Origin of the sequence: Ensifer sp. KUDG1, from assembly GCF_050434285.1 — a bacterium.
GTDB lineage: Bacteria > Pseudomonadota > Alphaproteobacteria > Rhizobiales > Rhizobiaceae > Ensifer.
On record NZ_JBNDIG010000008.1, the window covers coordinates 326,984 to 344,612 of the forward strand.

The 17,629-nt window shown below is 64.4% G+C and carries 19 protein-coding genes and 1 pseudogene; 7 read left to right on the plus strand and 13 right to left on the minus strand.

The features are described from left to right. The first annotated feature begins 78 nt into the window (after positions 1-78). The 5 genes from M2267_RS21060 (at position 79) to M2267_RS21080 (ending at position 5,048) form a co-directional block, all read left to right on the plus strand. On the plus strand, positions 79-1,422 hold the full coding sequence (locus tag M2267_RS21060) for an epoxide hydrolase family protein (protein WP_429116809.1): 1,344 nt from the start codon (positions 79-81) through the stop codon (positions 1,420-1,422). 66 nt (positions 1,423-1,488) lie between these two features. Continuing rightward, a complete protein-coding gene (locus M2267_RS21065) occupies positions 1,489-2,127 on the plus strand; it encodes a VOC family protein (RefSeq protein WP_429116811.1) in 639 nt (212 codons plus the stop codon). A gap of 88 nt (positions 2,128-2,215) precedes the next feature. Then, positions 2,216-3,157 (plus strand): GlxA family transcriptional regulator, encoded by a 942-nt coding sequence (locus tag M2267_RS21070; RefSeq protein ID WP_112772191.1) that lies wholly within the window; start codon positions 2,216-2,218, stop codon positions 3,155-3,157. 152 nt (positions 3,158-3,309) lie between these two features. Then, the gene (locus tag M2267_RS21075; RefSeq protein ID WP_429116814.1) at positions 3,310-4,362 is read left to right on the plus strand and encodes an alpha/beta fold hydrolase; all 1,053 of its coding nucleotides are present in this window, start codon (positions 3,310-3,312) and stop codon (positions 4,360-4,362) included. A gap of 269 nt (positions 4,363-4,631) precedes the next feature. Continuing rightward, positions 4,632-5,048, plus strand: a complete 417-nt coding sequence (locus M2267_RS21080; protein WP_429116817.1) for an organic hydroperoxide resistance protein — start codon at positions 4,632-4,634, stop codon at positions 5,046-5,048. Positions 5,049-5,230: 182 nt separating this feature from the next. Here M2267_RS21080 and M2267_RS21085 read toward each other — a convergent pair whose 3' ends face one another. The 6 genes from M2267_RS21085 to M2267_RS21110 form a co-directional block, all read right to left on the minus strand. Next, positions 5,231-6,559, minus strand: a complete 1,329-nt coding sequence (locus M2267_RS21085; RefSeq protein WP_429116820.1) for a HAMP domain-containing sensor histidine kinase — start codon at positions 6,557-6,559, stop codon at positions 5,231-5,233. Next, positions 6,556-7,296, minus strand: a complete 741-nt coding sequence (locus tag M2267_RS21090; protein WP_043626678.1) for a response regulator — start codon at positions 7,294-7,296, stop codon at positions 6,556-6,558. Before M2267_RS21090 ends, M2267_RS21085 begins: the two co-directional genes overlap by 4 nt. A 210-nt stretch (positions 7,297-7,506) precedes the next feature. After that, on the minus strand, positions 7,507-7,746 hold the full coding sequence (locus M2267_RS21095) for a tautomerase family protein (RefSeq protein ID WP_429116822.1): 240 nt from the start codon (positions 7,744-7,746) through the stop codon (positions 7,507-7,509). Between the two features lie 64 nt (positions 7,747-7,810). Next, positions 7,811-8,524 (minus strand): SDR family NAD(P)-dependent oxidoreductase, encoded by a 714-nt coding sequence (locus M2267_RS21100; RefSeq protein WP_429116824.1) that lies wholly within the window; start codon positions 8,522-8,524, stop codon positions 7,811-7,813. A 143-nt stretch (positions 8,525-8,667) separates the two neighbouring features. Continuing rightward, on the minus strand, positions 8,668-9,600 hold the full coding sequence (locus tag M2267_RS21105; protein ID WP_429116826.1) for a LysR family transcriptional regulator: 933 nt from the start codon (positions 9,598-9,600) through the stop codon (positions 8,668-8,670). A 97-nt stretch (positions 9,601-9,697) separates the two neighbouring features. Beyond that, positions 9,698-10,726 carry an NAD(P)H-dependent flavin oxidoreductase gene (locus M2267_RS21110; RefSeq protein ID WP_429116828.1) on the minus strand — a complete coding sequence of 343 codons (1,029 nt, stop codon included), beginning with the start codon at positions 10,724-10,726 and terminating at the stop codon, positions 9,698-9,700. Positions 10,727-10,952: 226 nt separating this feature from the next. Here M2267_RS21110 and M2267_RS21115 point away from each other — a divergent pair, with 226 nt between their 5' ends. Next, positions 10,953-11,147, plus strand: coding sequence for a hypothetical protein (locus tag M2267_RS21115; RefSeq protein WP_043626665.1), 195 nt, complete (start codon positions 10,953-10,955; stop codon positions 11,145-11,147). 13 nt (positions 11,148-11,160) lie between these two features. Here the strand turns inward: M2267_RS21115 and chrA are convergent, their stop codons facing one another. The 4 genes from chrA to M2267_RS21135 all read right to left on the minus strand — a co-directional run bounded on the left by chrA (position 11,161) and on the right by M2267_RS21135 (position 14,885). Next, the gene (chrA, locus tag M2267_RS21120) at positions 11,161-12,567 is read right to left on the minus strand and encodes a chromate efflux transporter (protein WP_429116829.1); all 1,407 of its coding nucleotides are present in this window, start codon (positions 12,565-12,567) and stop codon (positions 11,161-11,163) included. 1 nt (position 12,568) lies between these two features. After that, the gene (locus tag M2267_RS21125; RefSeq protein WP_429116831.1) at positions 12,569-13,390 is read right to left on the minus strand and encodes a chromate resistance protein ChrB domain-containing protein; all 822 of its coding nucleotides are present in this window, start codon (positions 13,388-13,390) and stop codon (positions 12,569-12,571) included. Positions 13,391-13,676: 286 nt separating this feature from the next. Further along, a complete protein-coding gene (locus M2267_RS21130) occupies positions 13,677-14,435 on the minus strand; it encodes an alpha/beta hydrolase (protein ID WP_429116833.1) in 759 nt (252 codons plus the stop codon). Positions 14,436-14,618: 183 nt separating this feature from the next. Then, on the minus strand, positions 14,619-14,885 hold the full coding sequence (locus M2267_RS21135) for a hypothetical protein (RefSeq protein ID WP_429116835.1): 267 nt from the start codon (positions 14,883-14,885) through the stop codon (positions 14,619-14,621). Positions 14,886-15,039: 154 nt separating this feature from the next. Between M2267_RS21135 and M2267_RS21140 the strand changes: the two genes are divergently transcribed. Beyond that, the gene (locus tag M2267_RS21140; protein ID WP_429116838.1) at positions 15,040-15,369 is read left to right on the plus strand and encodes a YciI family protein; all 330 of its coding nucleotides are present in this window, start codon (positions 15,040-15,042) and stop codon (positions 15,367-15,369) included. Here M2267_RS21140 and M2267_RS21145 read toward each other — a convergent pair. The 3 genes and pseudogenes from M2267_RS21145 to M2267_RS21155 form a co-directional block, all read right to left on the minus strand. Further along, complete coding sequence (locus tag M2267_RS21145; RefSeq protein ID WP_429116840.1) at positions 15,366-16,514, minus strand: sulfate/molybdate ABC transporter ATP-binding protein; 1,149 nt, start codon at positions 16,512-16,514, stop codon at positions 15,366-15,368. The genes M2267_RS21140 and M2267_RS21145 overlap by 4 nt on opposite strands. Before the next feature lie 22 nt (positions 16,515-16,536). Next, entirely contained in the window at positions 16,537-17,457 is a 921-nt protein-coding gene (gene cysW, locus M2267_RS21150) for a sulfate ABC transporter permease subunit CysW (RefSeq protein WP_429116843.1), read from the minus strand. Then, a pseudogene (locus M2267_RS21155) lies at positions 17,447-17,629 on the minus strand (molybdate ABC transporter permease subunit); the annotation flags it as partial. The gene cysW and the pseudogene M2267_RS21155, both read right to left, overlap by 11 nt.

The following is a 17,629-nucleotide window of genomic DNA, read 5'->3' on the forward strand; positions in this document are numbered from 1 at the left end:
CGCTCACCTTCCGGGAACCTCCCAACCCGGACTTTCGAGGCGGTTCCTCGCCTCGCCAATCGAACCAGGAGAATGATGATGTTCAGACATTCTATGCCCATTGTCCAAAACCGCCGCCTGGCCGCCTTGGCATTGTCGGGTGCGATCGCGATCCTGCTTCCTCCGCTCGCCGCTAAAGCGGCGGGCGTGTCCGCCGGCGGCGACGTCCAAATCACCTCGGCTGCCAAACCGGTTGCGGACGAATCCATCCGGCCCTTCCAGTTCCATGCCAGCGATGCCGCGCTTGCCGACCTCAAGCAGCGCATCGCGGCGACCAAGTGGCCGGATCGCGAACTGGTGGCGGACGGCACCCAGGGCGTGCAGCTTGCCACCATGCAGAAGCTCGCCGACTATTGGGCAACAAACTACGATTGGCGCCGGGTGGAGAAGACACTCAACGATCTGCCGCAATTCGTGACCAACATCGACGGCGTCGACATCCACTTCATTCACGTGCGCTCCAAGCATAAGAATGCGATGCCGCTCGTCGTCACCCACGGCTGGCCGGGCTCGATTATCGAGCAGTTGAAGATCATCGACCCCCTGACCAATCCGACCGCCCACGGTGGCACGGAAGCCGATGCTTTCGACATCGTCATCCCCTCGCTCCCCGGCTACGGCTTCTCCGGCAAGCCGACGGAGCGCGGATGGGATCCGGTCCGGATCGCGCGCGCCTGGGCGGTGCTGATGCAGCGTCTCGGCTATTCACATTACGTCGCGCAGGGCGGCGACTGGGGCGATGCCGTTACAGAGCAGATGGCCCTGCAGCAGCCGGCGGGCTTGCTCGGGATCCACACCAACATGCCGGCGACCGTGCCAGCCGAAATCCAGAAGGGCCTGGATGCCGGCCAGCCGGCACCGGCGAGCCTTTCGGCCGACGAGCGCCGTGCCTATGAGCAGCTCGACTTCTTCTACCGCAACGGGCTTTCCTATGCGCAGGAGATGAGCAAACGGCCGCAAACACTTTATGCGATTGAGGATTCGCCGATCGGGCTCGCGAGCTGGATGCTCGACCATGACGCCCGCAGCTACGAGCTGATCGCCCGCGTCTTCGATGGCAAGCCGGAAGGGCTGACGCGCGATGACGTGCTCGACAATGTCACGCTCTACTGGCTGACCAATACGGCCGTGTCGTCGGCGCGGCTCTATTGGGAAAACAAACTTGCCTTCTTCCAGCCGAAGGGCATCCAGATTCCGGTGGCCGTCACCGCGTTCCCGGACGAGCTTTATCAGGCGCCGAAGTCCTGGGCAGAAAAGGCATTCCCCAAGCTCATCCATTACAATCGCCTGGCCAAGGGCGGACACTTTGCAGCCTGGGAACAGCCGGCGGCCCTGGTCGATGAGTTGAGGGCTTCGTTCAAGTCACTGCGTCAACCGAGTTGACAGTAGGAGGCGCGCGAACGCGCGCCTTTCCACCATAACCCCTGTTTCGCTTATTGGAGACGTGTCATGGCAAATGCAGACAATCAGAGCAGGGCGCCTTCGGTCGACCTGAAGTTCGAGGTCGCGGTCATCCCGGTATCGGACGTCGATCGCGCCAAGAGTTTCTACGGTCGCCTCGGCTGGCGGCTGGATGCGGACTTCCCCGTTGGCGATGCGTTTCGTGTCGTGCAGTTCACGCCCCCGGGCTCGCCGGCATCGATCCACTTCGGCACCGGGCTGACCTCGGCTACGCCCGGTTCGACGAGCGGCCTCTATCTTATCGTCTCGGATATCGAAGCCGCGCGTGCAGAACTCGTCGAACGCGGCGCCGAGGTCAGCGAGATCTTCCATCGCGAAGGCCCCGGAAAGCCGCCGATCAGCGGGCGCGATCCCGCGGGCCGCAGCTACCGTTCCTATGCCACCTTCAGCGACCCCGACGGCAACGGTTGGCTGTTGCAGGAGGTGACCGAACGTCTGCCCGGGCGCGTGGATGGCGACGTTGCGGACTTTGCCTCCGTCGGAGACCTTGCGGCGGCCCTGCGCCGCGCGGCTGCCGCCCATGGCGAACACGAGAAGCGCAATGGCGGCGAGCACGACCACAACTGGCCCGATTGGTATGCGGCCTACATGGCGGCCGAACATGCGGGCAAGCCGCTTCCCGAATGAGCCCCGGCCATGACCGTCGCCTTCCCTCTATGGCGCAAATCTGCTATAAGCGGCCATTCCGGACAAGGTCGGACAGAGGTGGTGTGAGATGCACAGGATCGGCTACGTGGTCTTTCCGGGATTTCAGCTGATGGGTTTCGCGGCGGTCACCGCCTTTGAGATCGCCAACCTGACGCTTGGCGAACCGGCCTATGCGATCGAATTGTTGTCGGAGGCGGGCGGCGAGGTCAAGGCGTCCGCTGGCTTCGGCGTGCTCACGAAGGCTTTCGACGATGCGGTCTATGACACCGTCATGTTCGGCGCGGGCACCGTGATCGAGCCGGTAACGCCGGGGCTTGCCGCCTTCGCGCGCCATGCCCTGGAGGTCTCGCGACGGGTGGCCGCCCCTTGCACAGGCGCCTTCATCCTCGCCGAGTCCGGACTGCTCGACGGTCGTCGCGCCACCACCCATTGGGTGTTCGCCCGCCAGTTGCGCGAGCGCTTTCCCGAGGTCAAGGTAGAGGAGGATCGCATCTTTATCGTCGATGGCAGCGTGTGGACCTCGGCCGGGATGACGGCCAGCATCGATCTGGCGCTGGCGATGATCGAGAAGGACCATGGCGAGGATGTCGCCCGTCAGGTGGCGCGCAAGCTCGTCGTCTATCACCGGCGCGCTGGCGGCCAGTCGCAGTTTTCCGCCTTGCTGGAACTCGATCCGAAGTCGGACCGCATTCAAAAGTCGGTCAATTACGCCAAAGCCAACCTGCGAAACGTCCTCTCGGTCGACGAACTCGCTGACGCCGCAGGCTTGAGCGCGCGCCAGTTCAGTCGTGCCTTCCGTTCCGAAACCGGCCAGTCGCCGGCAAAAGCGGTCGAGCATCTGCGGGTGGAAGCCGCGCGCCTGTTGATGGAGCAGGGCCGCCACTCCATGGACGTGATTGCCGAGCAGACCGGTTTTGCCGATAGCGACCGCATGCGCCGGGCCTTCCTGCGCACGCTCGGGCAACCGCCCCAGACGATCCGCCGCAATGCACGCGAGGGCGTTGCCTGACGGCAGCGACCTGCCTCGAAAAGCGATTGTATCGCCGTGTATCCGGTCCCCCCATTTCTACACGTGCTTTCAATAGGGCGCCGCCAGGCACACGCTCCGGATACACCAGCACTTCATTCCTGATGCCAGTTCAGTTCACTGGAGGGTAGTCAATGTCGGACGAAATCAACCACCCGCGCCGCCGTTTCATCGGCGCAATCGCACTCTCGCTGGCGGCAACGCAGTTCGTTTCGGCTGGCGCGGTCAGAGCGCAAGCGGGAGCCGCTGAGGCGCCGCGCCTGCCGGTCGTCGCTCCGGGCACGAACAAGTCCTTCCCGGCCCTCAAGCAGATCGATGCCGGCGTGCTCAATGTCGGCTATGCCGAACTTGGTGCGAGCGACGCTCCGGTCGTCATTCTGCTGCACGGCTGGCCCTATGACATCCATACCTATGTGGATGTAGCGCCGGTGCTCGCCAATGCCGGCTATCGTGTTATCGTTCCCTATCTGCGCGGCTACGGTACGACCCGGTTCCTCTCTGCCGACACTCCGAGGAAGGGCCAGCAGGCTGTGATCGCGACGGATATCATTGCCCTGATGGACGCGCTCAAGATCGAAAAGGCGGTCATCGGCGGCTGCGACTGGGGCGCGCGAACCGCCAATATCATCGCGGCCCTGTGGCCCGAGCGCTGCAAGGCGCTGGTCTCCGTCAGCGGCTATCTCATCGGCAGCCAGGAGGTGAACAGGAAGCCGCTTTCGCCGCAGGGCGAGCTTGCCTGGTGGTACCAGTTCTATTTCGCCACCGAGCGAGGCTATGAGGGCTACAAGCAGAACCGCAAGGAGTTCGCCCGGCTGATCTGGACGCTTGCCTCGCCGAAGTGGAATTTCGACGACGCGACTTTCGACAGGAGCGCCGAGGCGCTTGAAAACCCCGATCATGTCGACATCTCGATCCACAACTACCGTTGGCGGCTCAGCCTGGCCGAGGGGGAAGCACAGTACGACGACCTCGAAAAGCGGCTGGCGCAGTTCCCCACCATTGCCGTCCCGACCATCACGCTCGAGGGCGACGCCAATGGCGCGCCGCATCCCGATCCCGCCGCCTACGCCAAGCGGTTCTCGGGCCGATACGAGCATCGGCTGATTACCGGCGGCATCGGCCATAACCTGCCGCAGGAGGCGCCACTCGCTTTTGCCGAGGCAATTGTCGCTGTCGATCGTTTCTAGTTTTTCTCCCGCAGATTGCGTGGAGGCGCGGGGCTCGGTTCGCCGGCCCCGCGTTTTTTTGTGCGCGGTGATCGTGTCGCGACCCGCCGGATGCCACGGGCGACACGCCCGCTTCGTATCAGCGTGTATCCGCGCCGGCCTCTGGGTAGGTTTCCATACATTTCCGGGCCGCCGGTGAAACATCCGATACACCTTGAAAGCGCCAGATGCGTCTCGACAGCCGCAGGGCAATCGGGCCCGGACGGCAAACCTGTCGAAAGGAAAAGACCATGAGCGCAGCTGAAAAGGTACTCTACACCGGCAAGACCCACACGACCGGCGGACGCGACTGCGCCGCCCGCAGCGACGACGGACGCCTGGACACCAAGCTTTCCAGCCCCGGCAGTTCGCGGCCGGGGACGAACCCGGAGCAACTCTTTGCCGCCGGGTGGTCTGCGTGTTTCATCGGCGCGATCGGTCTGGCGGCCGGCCAGTCGAAGATAGCACTTCCCGCCGACGTGGCTGTCGATGCCGAAGTGGATCTGCTGAACCGCGACGGCGGTTACTTCCTGAAGGCGCGGCTGAATGTCAGCCTGCCGGGGATCGACGCCGACGTTGCGCGACGTCTCGTCGATGCCGCTCACCAGACCTGCCCTTATTCCAAGGCGACGCGCGGGAACATCGACGTGACGATCAACCTTGTCTGATCCGCACCTGCAATCCATCTGGTATACGAGCGGCGGCCATCATGGCCGCCGCTCTTTGCGGCAGGCTTGGATACGGTCAAGTCCCCGTGAACAGCCGGCTTAAGCTCAGTAATCACGTTAAAGAACGTCATTATATTATTGGTTTTTAATATGCTGCAGGGCGGCGCCCCTGGCGCTCAGCTCTACTGAGGACGGATCACCAGCTCGCCCAAAAGGCCGCCGCCGTCGCGATTGCGCAAGGTCAGCGACGCGTTGATGGAGGCTGCCAACTGCTGGGCGATGGCGAGCCCAAGCCCAGTGCCGCCGGTTTCACGATTGCGGGAATCCTCCAACCGGACGAAGGGTTTCAGCACGGCGCCCAGTTGATCTTCCGGGATGCCCGGCCCGTGGTCGAGCACGCTGATGATCACCGTATCGTCGGCAAGCCGCTGCGCCTCGATTTCGGCGCTGCCTGCGAATTTGAGCGCGTTGTCGACGAGGTTGGTGAGAATGCGCCTGAGCGCCTGCGGCCGGGTCGTGATCGTGCCGCCATCGACGTCGCTGGCGCTGACGGACTTGCCGGTGTCCTGATAGTCGTAGACGAGGCTTTCAATGAACGAGGCGAGATCCACGCGCGTCGATTTCTCGACATTGCCGTGGGCGCTACGGGCATAGGCGACGCCCTCCTTCACCAGGCTCTCGATCTGGCCGAGGTCCTGAATCAGCTTCTCGCGATCGGCGAAATCTTCGGCCATTTCCGCGCGCAGCTTCATGCGGGTGATCGGCGTCTGCAGGTCGTGGGATATGGCGGCCAGTATCTGGACGCGCTCTTCGAGGTACTGGGCGATGCGGTCGCGCATGGCGTTGAATGCGGTTGCCGCATAGGCGACTTCCGTCGGACCGGTTTCGCTGAGCCGCGGCGTGTTGCGGTTCGGGTCGAGCGTGTCGGCCGCTGCGGCAAGGTTGACGAGTGGGCGGACCGCCTGGCGCATGGCAAACCAGCTGCAGAAGAGCAGGAGCGCGAGCTGCGCCAGCAGCACGTAAGGCAGCCAGTCGGCGAGCGGCATGACGCCCTTGGGATAGACGTCGATCGTCAGCGGCGAGCCGTCGCTCAATGTCAGATGCGCCTGCACGTGGCGGCGATCGCCGGGGATCGTCTCGACTGTGACCGGATATTTCGGGCCGGTCGCGCGCTGGATGTTGGCGGAGAGCTCCGCTGTGGCCGATTCGACCGAGGGGTTGCCGGGCACGCCCGGTCCGAGAATGAAGCTGTAGTTGTCGCGGCTGAGGCGATTGAGCCAGGAGGCACGCTCGTCCGCGGGCAGGCGGTCGAGGATCGCGATCGAGGTCGCTATGTCGTTTTCCAGCGTGTTGAACATGACGGACTTGGCCGCCATGTAGCGCTCGAAGAACAGAACGGTGAACGACATCACATGTGCGATGGCGAGGCCGGCCAGCAGGATAACAAAGAGCCGCGCCCTGAGCGTGCGCGGCCATAGTCGAAAGCCCCTATCAGCAGCGTTCGCGGTCATTCGCGCGCCTCCACGATCTCGATCGGTACCGAGAAGACATAGCCTTCGCTGCGCACCGTCTTGATGTAGGCCGGCTCGCGGGCGTCGTCGCCGAGCCGCTGGCGGACCCGGCTGACGAGCAGGTCGATCGAGCGATCGAAGAGATCGGCCTCGCGGCCCTGCGTGAGATTGAGCAGCTGGTCGCGGTTGAGCACGCGCTGGGGGTGGTCGATGAACACCTTCAGCAGCCGATATTCGGCGCCGCTCAGCGCGATCACGGTGCCATCGGCGTCGATCAGGTGCCGCGCCGTCGTGTCGAGCTTCCACCGGCCGAAGCGCAGCAACTGCCCGGCCTCCGAAATCTGCAGGTTGGGCGGCAGCATGCGCGCGCGCCGAAGCACGGCCTTGATGCGGGCCAGCAGTTCGCGTGCGGAAAATGGCTTGGAGAGATAGTCGTCCGCACCCATTTCGAGCCCGAGAATGCGGTCCATCTCGTCCGAGCGGGCGGTGAGCATGATGATCGGGATCGCTTTATGTTTGCCGGCGCGCAGTTCGCGGCTGAGCACCAACCCGTCGTCGCCCGGCATCATCACGTCGAGCACGATCAGATCCACGGTGTCGCCCTCGAGGAAGCTGCGCATCTGCCGCCCGTCGGCGACCGTGGTCGTGCGCAGGCCGTTTTTCTTGAGGTAACTCGACACGAGTTCCCGGATCTCACGGTCGTCGTCGACGATCAGCACATGGTCGATATGCTCCATCGAGCAAACTCCTCAAGTCGGTTGGCGGGCGCGCAGCGGCACTTGCTCCGTCCGGTTGACGCTCCGGATATGTCGTCGGTGTGTTCGCAACATCCAGACTTGCATGCGATTGTAATGCAAGCGCCCGCGGATACATTTCGACACAATTTCACAAAGGAAACCCGCCGCTTGGTGTTAAGCGGCGGGTCGCGGGAACTGTGGCTGACGGCGTCAGGCTTTAGCTTTTGCAGCAAGCTGTGCGCGATACTGGGCGGTGGGCAGGCCGCCCCAGCCCCAATTGTCGAGGTCGACTTCCTCGATGACCACATAGGTGGATTCCAGCGGCTTGTTGAGCACGTCGAGTAGCACCTGGCTGACGCCCTTGATGATCTCCGCCTTTTCCTCCGCCGTTACCGCTTGGCGCTCCGGCGTGGTGCCCTCGCGGGTCACCTGAACTGTTACGATCGGCATTGCCGTCTCCTTTCTGGAGCTTGATGGCACCCAAGGTGCCGCGTTTGTTGGGAGAGTTGCGATCCTACCAGCGTCCGGCGTTCTGGCCGCCGTCCACATGCAGGATCTCGCCGGTCACGAAGCCGGCACCCTCCAGGTAAAGAACGGCGTCGACGATATCGCGGATCTCGCCCATGCGGCCGACGGGGTGAAGCGTCGAGAGCGCCGCATGCGTTTCCGGCGCGTGCATCGGCGTCTTGATGATGCCGGGCGAAACCGCGTTGACGCGAACGCCTGACGTTGCGAATTCGATGGCGAGCGCCTGTGTTACCGAATTGAGGCCGCCCTTGGTGATGGAGGCGAGCGCGGCCGGCACGCCGGCGATCGGCTGGTTGACGAGGCTGGTGGTGATGCTGGCGATATGGCCGGAGCCCTGCTTCAGCATCTCGCGGGCGACGCGCTGGGTAATGTGGAAGAATCCGGCGACGTTGACGTTCAAGTTCAGGTCATAGTCTTCCTGGGTGAAATCGGTGAACGGCTTGGCGGTGAAGACGCCGGCATTGTTGACCAGGGTGTCGATACGGCCGAACCGTTCGAGGCCCTGGCGCACGACGCGCTCGGCGGTCTCGGGATCGCCGATGTCGCCTGCAACAGCGAGGATGCCCGCATCCGCGCTCTGCGGAATCGAGCGCGAGGTGGCGACGACGCGGTAGTTGCGATCGCGGTAGGCCTGCACCAGGGCGGCGCCGATACCCTGCGACGCACCGGTGATAATGGCGACCTTCTGTTCGTTGCTCATGGATGTGATCCTTCTTCGATTGCAACGGGCGTTTCGTTCAGCCCGTCCTTCGCCCTCGGCGTTGGTGCAATCAGATTTAGACCCATCCGATGTGTGGGAGAATTGGCGCCATTCGGCACTCAATCAACCGAAATTCGGCATAATCAGCTAAGCGTGCCAGCTTCCTTTGCCATGCGTGCGAACTCGGTCCTGAGACGCGGCAAGGCGAAATCCGCGAAGGCTCGGACCTTCGGAACCGCCATGCGGCCCTGCGGTGCCAGAAGATGAACCGGCATCGGCGGATGCTCGGCATCGGCCAGTACGATCTTGAGCTGCCCGCCATGGACATGGCGCGCGACATGGTAGGAATAGAGCCGGGTAAGCCCGGTGCCCGCAGCGGCGGAATCGACAGCCGCGCGCACGCTGTTGACGATATAGCGTGGCGTGAACTGCACCGTGCGCGGGATCAGCGAGCCCTCGGCCGGCGTGAAGGCCCAGGAATCGAGGCCGAAGTTGGTAAAGGCGACGATCCGGTGCTTGGCGAGGTCGGCGGGCTCGTCGATGCGCGGATGGCTGGCGAGATAGCGGGGAGAGGCGACAACGACGCGCCTTATATCCCCGCCGATGCGTGTCGAGATCAGCGAAGAATCCGCGAGATGGCCGATGCGCAACGCGATATCGACGCCTTCGTCGACAAGGTTCACGAAGCGGTCGAGCAGCAGCAGCCGGGCCGAAACCGCCGGGTAGAGATTGAGGAAGTCGTCGAGGATCGGGCGCAGGATCTCTTCGCCGAGGATCGGCGGGGCGGAGATCGTCAGTGTACCGCGCGGCGCTGCACGCTCGCCGCCCGCGAGTATGTCGGCCTCTTCAAGATCGATCAACACCCGCCGGCAGGCCGCTGCATAGCGCTGGCCGGCTTCGCTGAGTTTCAGCGAGCGGGTCGTCCGGTGTAGCAGTTCGACACCGACATGGGCTTCGAGCAGGTTCAGGGCGCGACTGACGGCGGTCGGAGATCGCTTGAGCCGCCGGGCTGCCGCCGCGAGACTGCCTTCGTCGACCGCGGTCACGAAGACCTTCATCGCATCGATACGATCCATTCTGCCGACTTTCGCAAGAGATGCCGCCAATCAGCAAGAATTCGCCTGCAACGTGGCGGAAGTAAAGGGGCGATGGCGCGCACCGGCACCTTCAGCGCTACGCCGGAAAGAGGCGGGCGATCAAATCGGATGCGGAGCCCTGCCAAAGCTCGCCCTTGCCGGTTCCCGACCACAAGGAGAGAAAGTCTGGTGACCCCTTCGCCGTGGACGCAGCCCTGATGTCACGCGTGAACTTGTTCTGCGCCGGGAAGGGCATCACGGCGGCGGCATCCACCTCGTTCATGAAACGGTTTTCGACGCCGCGCGCAAACCGACCGGAGAAGGCGCGCGTCGTTCGCGTCTTCCGCTCCGCGCCCTCTAGCGCCGTGCGATAGGGCGCCGACGTCCCGGCTTCGGCGGTCGCGAGGAAGGCCGTACCCATCTGTACGGCGCTGGCGCCTTTCGCGAGAACGGCTTGGATATCGGAACCCGTCATGATCCCGCCCGCGGCGATGAGTGGTACCTTGATCCTTCCGAGGCTCCGGGCGAGCAGGTCTTCAAGGCCGGTTTCGCTGTCTTCGGCGGACGGATCGAAGATGCCACGATGCCCACCGGCCTCATATCCCTGCAGCGTAATGGCATCGACGCCGCTCTCTTCGAGCGCCAGGGCTTCCTCGGGCGTCGTTGCCGTGCCGATGATCAACATTCCGGCGTCACGAGCAGCGCGCATGTGCTCGCCAGGCAGGACGCCGAAGACGAAGCTCAGCGCCGCAGGCTTTGCCCGCAGCACCGCCTCGAACTGATGGTCGAAATCCTCTTCGTAGGGCGCTGCAAATTCCGGCGTCGGCAGGCCGAGTTCGGCGCGGTACCCCGCCGTTGCGCGCACGGCGCGCTCGAGCGCCGCGGCGTCGACCTTCGGCTGCGGATGCTGGATGAAGAGGTTGATGGCGAAGGGACGATCCGTGCGGGCGCGCACGGTCTGGACGAACTCTGCGATTGCCGCCGGGCTCGAATAGGCCGCACCCACCGAGCCAAGGGCGCCGGCGGCCGAAGAGGCTGCCACCAGCGCAGGCGACGAAGGGCCTCCGGCCATCGGCGCGACGATCAGGGGATGTCTCAGGCCGAGTTTCGAAAGGGTGCCCTGCATAGTCGTGTCCTCGCTGCGTGTTGCGTGCCATCTGGCAGCGCTGCAGAGGTAGGGTGAGCGGTTACGGACGCAAGGGGAGTTCACCCGAATATCTTGTGGGTCGCTCGCGGCAGTTATGCGGAGGCAACGCCCCCCCGGGACTGCCGATCGCTCGGCAATTGTTGCAACACAGTCGGTTGACTGGCACTGTGGCTCGGTGGCGAGAGACCTTTCCGAGGAGCCCGCGATGTCGCGACAGACGGACAAGCAAGAGACACTTCCGAGCCTTGTCGAACACTACCGGCCCGTGCAGCTGAAGGCCGTGCTTGCGGCTCGCGCGATAAAGCACCGCGAGCCTCCGCCGCCATTGCCGGAGGAGCGCCACTACGGAGCGCAATTGCCGGAGGGGTTTCACCTGCCGCAATCGGTCTACGACGACTGACGCCGCTCCGCCCTCAGCTCGTTGCCAGCGTCCAGGCCATGCCGGCGAGCGCGCAGGCAAGCAGCGTCGTTATCACCGACACATTGAAGCGGCAGATCGCCACGCCGGCCGCAAGCGTCAGCAGCAGCGACGGCAGCACCAGCGACCCTAGAACTGGAACATCGAGCGCCAATGGCCCGAGCGTCCAGGGGGCGACTTCGGCAAACAGCGTGTGCAGGCCGAACCAGACCGCAAGATTGAGGATGACCCCGACGACGGCGGCGGTGATCGCCGACATGGCGCCGGTCAGCGCGACGTTGTTGCGCAGCCGCTCGATGAAGGGCGCGCCGAGAAAGATCCAGAGGAAGCAGGGAACGAAGGTAACCCAGGTCGTCAGCATCGCTCCGAGGGTCGCGGCCGCCATGGGGGACAGCGTGCCGGGATCGCGATAGGCGCCCATGAAGCCGACGAACTGCACCACCATGATCAGCGGCCCGGGCGTCGTCTCGGCCATGCCAAGCCCGTCGAGCATCTCGCCGGGCTTCAGCCAACCGTAGTGCTGCACCGCTTCCTGCGCCACATAGGCAAGTACGGCATAGGCGCCGCCGAAGGTCACCACCGCCATCTGGCTGAAGAAGAGGCCGATCTGGCTGAAGACGTTGCCCGTGCCGAGGATCGCGACCAGCAGCGCCAGCGGCACCAGCCACAGGGCAAGCAGGATCGCCGAGATCCGCAGCGACCAGGCGAGGTTCGGGCGCGCATGCGCGGGAATTTCGTCGCCGAGCACGGAGTCTTCGTCCTTGAGCACCGGACCCGTGCCGGCCTTGTAACCCCCGCCGATGCGAAAGAACTGCGAGCCGGAACGGGCGCCGACATAGCCGAGGACGCCGGCTGCAAGGATGATGAGCGGGAAGGGGACCCGGAAAACGAAGATGGCGATGAAGGCGGCTGCGGCAATGCCGATCATCACCTGGTTCTTCAACGCCCGCCCGCCGATGCGGAAGACGGCCTGAACGACGACCGCGAGCACGGCCGCCTTCAGCCCGAAGAAGAGGCCCTCGACGACGGTGACGCTGCCGAAGGCGGCGTAGATGTAGCTCAAGCCGAGGATCGCGAGAAACCCCGGGAGCACGAAGAGGATGCCGGCAACGAGGCCGCCGGCGGTGCGATGCAGGAGCCAGCCGATATAAACGGCAAGCTGTTGCGCCTCGGGTCCCGGCAAAAGCATGCAGTAGTTGAGCGCGTGCAGGAAACGGTGTTCGCCGATCCAGCGCTTTTCATCGACGAGGATGCGGTGCATGACGGCGATCTGTCCGGCCGGCCCGCCGAAGCTCAGTGCCGCAATGCGCGCCCAAACCCGCACCGCTTCGCCAAAGGAGATGCCGTGGCTTTCCCGTTGCCGTGCCGGTCCCGGCGCGGCCTTGTCTGCGATGTCGGTCATCTTAGGCGTCCTTCTTGGCCGAAGGCCAGTTGTGGGTCTCGTTGGTAGCATCGCGGCACCAGCGATAGAAGGCGTCGTAGAGCAGCATGCCGGCATCCAGCTGTTCCAGATCGTCCGCATACATGCGCGAGAGGCCGAGCGAAGCGGCAAGCAGGCCCGATGCCTCCGGCGCAAGTTCGAGGCGGGCGGTATCGGCTGCACGCACGATCGTGGCGAGTCGCAACAGCGGGGCGGTGGCAAGCCCGAATTCCTCGACCATGACGTCGAAGGTGCAGAGTTCGCCGCGATGGCTCCAACGGATCGGGGCATCGATGTCGAACGGTGTCGCCCGGAAGCGGTCGCCGACCAATTCGACCTCCGACGGTGCCACGTAGAGGAAAACGGCATTCGGGTCGACGAAGCGCCGGATCAGCCAGGGGCAGGCGATGCGGTCGATCTTCGGCCTCGCCCGGGTGACCCAGACGGTTTGCCCATGGGCGTTCCGTTCCGGTAGTGCCGAAGACGGCACGGCGGGGTTGCCGCCTGCGACCCACGCCTCGAACCCGCCTTCGAGCACATCGGCGGAGATGCCGGCATTGCGCAGCCAGGCGGCAACGCCGTGGCTGAGCTTCTTGCCCTGCTGGCAGATGATGATCGCCGACGCTTTATCGACGTCCGGCGTCCAGTCCTGCACGCTTCGATAGTCGCGCCGGACGGATCCGGGGACGAGACGTGGATCGGCGTCGAAGTCCTCGTCGACGCGAACGTCGATCAGCGCGGGACAGTTCGGCGTGCCGATAAGGCGAGCGAGTTTTTCCGATGAGATTTCGAGATATGACGACATGACGCGTCCTCCGGATGAGCGGTTCTGTGGACGCGATGCTTCGGCTGGCGCCTCATGGGGTGATCGCAACCCCATGAGCGAAGTTTGCAGCCGTTGGCCGCAAGCTGTCAAGCTGGGCTTCGGCAGCGACTTAAGGGTATGGCGAGAACGCTTCGCGCTGAGGTGTGATCCCAGGCAAGCTACCGAAGTATTGTTACAGGTCTTTGGCGGCAGATGTCGGTTACCGTCAAGGGAGGCGACCTGAGTGCCGAGGGTTACATTCAGGTCGCGAAGGGCGGCGTTAGGACTATTTGGCGGCCTCCTCGGCTGCGGCCTCGATGACACCGGCAACCTTTTCCGGTTGCGAGGCAAAGACAGCGTGGCTCGCCTTGATTTCGGTCACCTCACTGCCGGCGCGCTTGGCCATGCTTCTCTCCAGGTCCGGGTTGATGGCGCGGTCATCGGTCGCGATGATCGACCAGCTTTTCTTGGTGCGCCAGGCGGGGTCGCCGACTTTGGCGGCAAAGACCTCCTTGGCGGCAAGGACTTGCGATCGCGCCGCAAAGGCCGCCTCCGCCGCAGGCAAATCGGCGGCGAAGTCGGCCGGAAACGCCTTTGGGTCGAGATAGAGATACTTGCCGTCGGTGGTTTCCCGCACGCTCATGGCGGCCGCAGGGTTCGATCCGGCGAGCGTTGCAAGGTTTTCGCCCTTGTCGGGCTGAAAGGCGGCGACATACACCAGCCCTACGACCTTGCCATGGTGTCCGGCCTCGGTGATGACCATGCCGCCATAGCTGTGGCCGACGAGCAGGGTGGGGCCGTCCTGCAGATCGAGGATGCGGTTCGTCGCCTCGATGTCCGCGCCGAGCGACGTCAGCGGCTCCTGGACGACGGTCACGTTGAAGCCGCGGCGCCCGAGGATTTCGGAGGCTTCTCTCCAGCCGGAACCGTCGGCGAAAGCGCCGTGAACGATGACGATGTTCTTGATCTCGGCTGCTTGCGCTGCGAAGGCGACGACGCTTGTCGCCAAGGCAAGCGCGATGGTCGGGAGGATGCGGTGGCTCATGTGATCGTTCCTTCGTCTGTTCGTGAGGCAACGATCGCAATCTGTTCAGGCGAGGTATCCCGGATGTGTCGGTCTTCGCCGCAATATGTATCGCATTGTGACGGCTCAAACTCGCCGGCATGGCGAAGGCCGAAGCGCGGTCTTTCGCCATGCGTGGCGCAGCAGGCGCCGCGCGAAGGGGCGCTACGATTCGACCAGGATCACGAGCGACGACGGTACAACCCCGTCATGGGCCATGGCGTCCGCCGCGGCCTGGCTTTGCATCGCCTGTGAGAGGGCGCCGATATCGGGAACATCCATCATGACGGCCACGCGCGTCGGATCCTTCGGGTCGACGAAGGTCCGGATATTGGTGATGCCGAGCGTGCCGAAGAGTTCCTTGCGTCTTGGCGATTTCAGCCAGTGATCGGCGCCTTTGGTGATGTTGTGATGGGCGATGATGGTCGGCATCGGATCCTCCCTTTTTGTGACGCGAGCACCGAGGTTGTTGCAACTTTCCCGGCGCATCCGCGTTCTCTCAACGGAACGGCCTGAAGGGTCGGCTGTCAATTAGCCCGTCAGAGCTAGGCGCGTTTCTTCTCTGGCGACTTGAAGGAAGAGGTTCATGCCGAAATTCATTACCATCGGATACGGCGATCGCGCCGGCTACGATCGCACGGCGGAAGCGGTGCGCGATGCGGCGCATGCGCATGACGCGCGACTTCAGGCCGATGGCGTGTTGATGGGGATTGCGGGCGTGCCGGTGCAGGTGCGCAATGCGGATGCGGTCCGGGTCGAAACCAAGGAGGGGCCGTTCCTGTCATCCCCGTTGCCGGTGGCCGGTTTTGCGGTGATCGAAGCGGCCGATCTCGACGAAGCCATCGCCCTGGTGTCGCAGACGCCCTGCGCCGTTGCGCACGGCGTGGTCGAAGTCTGGCCGCTTGAGCTTCCTTAAGGGGCCGCCCAGGAGACCTGCGCAGCGAGCATGGATTCTGCCTCGTCCGCCGTCTGGCGCTGGGGTTCCGTAGCCCCGGCAGGTGCGACCTTCGTTTCCGGTCGGCCCTCCCTGAACAGTTTCCACTTTGTCGGTCGGAAGGCGATGCGGCTGTGGTCGCCGGCGGCGGCGCGTTCGGGGGAGAGCTCGATCTCGACATGCGGATGGTTGCGGCCAAGGTCGAGTTCGAGATGGCGGGTTCCGGCAACGCGGCGGCTGGCGGCGACCAGACCGGCCAGACAACCGCCGCAACCGTCGATCAGCTCGATGTCGTGCGGGCGGAAGTGCAGCTTGGCCGGACCGTCGGCTTCGGACGGCGCGCGCAAGCCGATCGGCCGGTCCTCGAACCAGATCTCGCCGTTCTGGAGCGTGACCGACAGGCAGTTCGACTGGCCGATGAAGCCGTAGACGAAGGGCGAGACCGGGTGGTCGTAGATTTCGTCGGGCGTGCCGACCTGCTCGATCACGCCCTTGCTCATGACGACGACGCGGTCGGCGAGCTCCAGCGCCTCGTCCTGGTCATGGGTGACGAAGATGGTGGTGTGGCCGGTGCGGTCGTGGATGTCCCTGAGCCACTTGCGCAGTTCTTTCCGGACCTGCGCGTCGAGCGCGCCGAAGGGTTCGTCGAGCAGAAGCACGTTCGGTTCGACCGCCATGGCGCGGGCAAGCGCCACGCGCTGGCGCTGGCCGCCCGACAGCTGCGCCGGATAGCGCTTGTCGAGACCGGAGAGCTGCACCAGGTCGAGCAGATCGAGGGCGCGCTTGCGGATCTCGGCCGAAGGCGGTCTGCGGTTGGACGGGCGGACCTTGAGGCCGAAGGCGACGTTGTCGAGCACGGTCATGTGGCGGAACAGGGCATAGTGCTGGAAGACGAAGCCGATGTTGCGCTCCTGCACGGTCTTTTGCGAGGCATCGTCGTCGCCGAAGAAGATCGTGCCTTCGGTCGGGCTTTCGAGACCGGCGACGAGCCTGAGCAGCGTCGTCTTGCCGGAGCCCGAGGGGCCGAGCAGCGCGATCAGCTCGCCGGAGCGGATGTCGAGCGAGACGTCGTCGAGCGCCGGGAAGCGACCGAATTCCTTGCGGATGTTGTGAACGCGCACGTCCATGGCGATACCTTTCGAATGCTGGTCAGTGTCTGCGGCTGGCGGCGATCTCGGCGCTGTAGCGGATCTCCAGCGCCGTCTTCAAAATCAGGGTGATCAGCGCCAGCAGCGCCAGCAACGCCGCCACCGCGAACGCGGCGACGAAGTTGTATTCATTATAGAGGATTTCCACCTGCAACGGCATGGTGTTGGTCTCGCCGCGGATATGGCCCGACACCACCGACACGGCGCCGAACTCGCCCATGGCGCGGGCGTTGCACAAAAGCACGCCGTAAAGCAGCCCCCATTTGATGTTGGGCAGCGTCACATGCCAGAAGGTCTGCCAGCCGGATGCTCCCAAGGAAAGTGCCGCCTCCTCGTCGCTCGATCCCTGTTCCTGCATCAACGGGATCAGCTCGCGGGCGACGAAGGGGAAGGTGACGAAGACGGTGGCCAGCACCAGGCCGGGCACGGCAAACAGGATCTGGATGCCGTGGCTCTGCAGCCAGGGGCCAAGCAGACTGTGCGAGCCGAACAGAAGCACGAAGACGAGGCCGGAGATCACGGGCGAGACCGAGAACGGCAGGTCGATCAGCGTCGTCAGAAACGCCTTGCCCTTGAACTCGAACTTGGCGATCGCCCAGGCGGCAGCAACGCCGAAGACGAGGTTGAGCGGCACGGCGATGGCGGCAACGATGAGCGTCAGGCGGATGGCGGAAAAAGTCTCGGCATCGCCGAGCGCCAGCACGAATTCGGTCACGCCCTTGCGCAGCGCCTCGGTAAAGACGGCGGCAAGCGGCAGAAGCAGGAACAGGGCGACGAAGGCAAGGGCTGCGATCGTCAGCGTCAGCCGGGCAAAGCGGCTTTCGGAGGTGGCGGCGACCAGTTCCGGCAGCGCCGGCTTCGGGCCGGAGGCCGGACCGAGACCGGGACTGGGTGCCGAAGCGGCGGTCAGGTCATGCGACATAGACATATCTCCGCCGGCTCCAGGCCTGGATCGAGTTGATGAGGAGCAGCATGGCGAACGAGATCGCCAGCATGACAGCGGCAATGGCAGTCGCCGCCGCATAGTTGAACTCTTCGAGCCTGATGACGATCAGGAGGGGCGCGATCTCGGAGACGTAAGGCAGGTTGCCGGC